The organism is Rhodococcus sp. R1101, from assembly GCF_000278445.1.
In the GTDB taxonomy this organism is placed as follows: Bacteria; Actinomycetota; Actinomycetes; order Mycobacteriales; family Mycobacteriaceae; genus Rhodococcus; species Rhodococcus gordoniae.
On sequence record NZ_AJVB01000665.1, the window covers coordinates 1 to 1,690 of the forward strand.

2 protein-coding genes are annotated in these 1,690 nt (G+C 68.5%); one reads left to right on the forward strand and one right to left on the reverse strand.

All coding sequences use genetic code 11. The features are described 5' to 3' along the window. Positions 1-1,091 (reverse strand): TIGR02677 family protein (locus tag R1101_RS0122970; RefSeq protein ID WP_026003618.1); only part of this gene is annotated, 1,091 nt, incomplete at its 3' end. A 232-nt stretch (positions 1,092-1,323) separates the two neighbouring features. On the opposite strand from R1101_RS0122970, the gene R1101_RS0122975 reads away from it, so the two are divergent. Further along, positions 1,324-1,690: hypothetical protein (locus R1101_RS0122975; RefSeq protein WP_026003619.1), on the forward strand; the 367-nt coding region annotated here is incomplete at its 3' end.

A 1,690-nucleotide genomic window follows, 5' to 3' on the forward strand; every position in this document is an offset into this window, starting at 1 on the left:
AGGGTGCGGGAGATCTCGACCGGTGGCGCCTCCCACCACGACCGGGTGACCGGAACGACGTCGGCATCGGGATGTGCGACGGAGAAATGCCGGGGGCGGCCCAGGTCGAAGACCGCCCCGAACAGCGCGTGCGCAGCGTCCTCGGATGGTGCCGCGGCGAACCAGCCGGCGAGATGCCGCAGCTGCGACTCGCGGCTGACGCCTCCGCGCCGCTGCTCGGTGAGCCGGCGCAACAGTCCCAGCACCGCCGAGATCGCGTTGATCGTCGCGCCGCGCAGACGTTCGGACTCGCTCGGCTCGGCACCTACACCGACGAACCAGTGCTCGATGCCCCACCAGCGCTGCGCCCAGTCCGCTTCGCGTTCCTCGAACGACAGCAACACCCGCTCGTCGTGCCGGGCCGCCTCCGCGGTGAGCTTCTGCACGCCGGTGGCCTGCACCCGGTCCAGGGCCGCGGAGAGCTTCGGAGCATAGCGGGCCAGGTCGGTGCTGAACTCGCGCATGTGGGTGAGTAGCGCATCCTTGTGCGCGAGGAAGGTCTCCGGGGTGACCTCGGTGGTGCGCACCAGGTCGCCGAGGACGAGATAGAAGCGGGCGGCGCGCTCGGCCATGTCCGACAAGGTCGCGTCGAGCCGGCTCAGCTTCCGGTAGACCAGTTCGCCGTCGCCGGCCGCGTTCGCGTCGGCGAGATCGTTCAGGTCGGCGAGCAGGTCGGGGAGTGCGAGGCGCGACAGCGACACATCCTCACCGCGGGACGACAGGACATCTTCGACGGCACGGAACACCCGGTAACCGGCCTGCCCGAACTGGTAGACGTAGTGCCGGTTGCGATATTCGGCGAGTGTCGCCGCGCGGGTGCCGTCGTAGCTGCGTTCGAGTACACCCCATGCGTGCAACTGCTCGAGCAGCGCCGGGATCTCGGAGGAATCGGGGACGTCGTCGCCGGTCGCCCCGGGCAGCCGGGTCAGGACGTTTTCGACGTCCCCGGCGTGCAGCAGCACCGAATAGTTGCCGCGCGCGTGATCGAATGCGCGCAGAACCCACAGGTAGTCCACTCTTTTCTCGGCCGTGGCGAACGAGAACAACCGCAGGCGGTCGTCCCGCACCAACGCGTCCTCGATCGCGTCGAACCGCGCTCGGCCTGATTCACTCACCGTGACAGGTTAGGCGGCGCGGCCGACGGGTCAGGACAACACCCGGGGTGAGTGTCGGCACGATCGTGTCCGGATCAACGCCGCCGATCCGCGATCGCCGCCCGCATCGAGCCGTTACCGTCGAGGCAGCGCACCTCGACGGAGGCGGCACGCTCCGGGAACGGAAACGATGAATGCTCACGAGATCGGACGGGGCGCCCGCGCGGTGGGCGATCCGGCACCGGACGCGCGTGCACTGATCGACGCAGCGGCCGATCTGTCGATCACGCGGCGCTCGGAGATCATGCGGTACATGTTCGAGCGGATCTCCCCGGAGATCGACGCGATGTCCCAGGATCGCCCGACTCGTCGTGCACTCGAGCAGGCCGCCGAGGACGGTGTCGACGCGATCACCCGATTTCTCAGAAACGACCGCGACGAGATCGAGATACCGGCCGCATCGTATGCGTTGGTCCGGATGTTGGCCCGGCAGGGCTTCCCGGTCTCGGTGGTGGATCGGAGCAATCGGCTTGCGCAGGACAGCATCATGCGGTGGT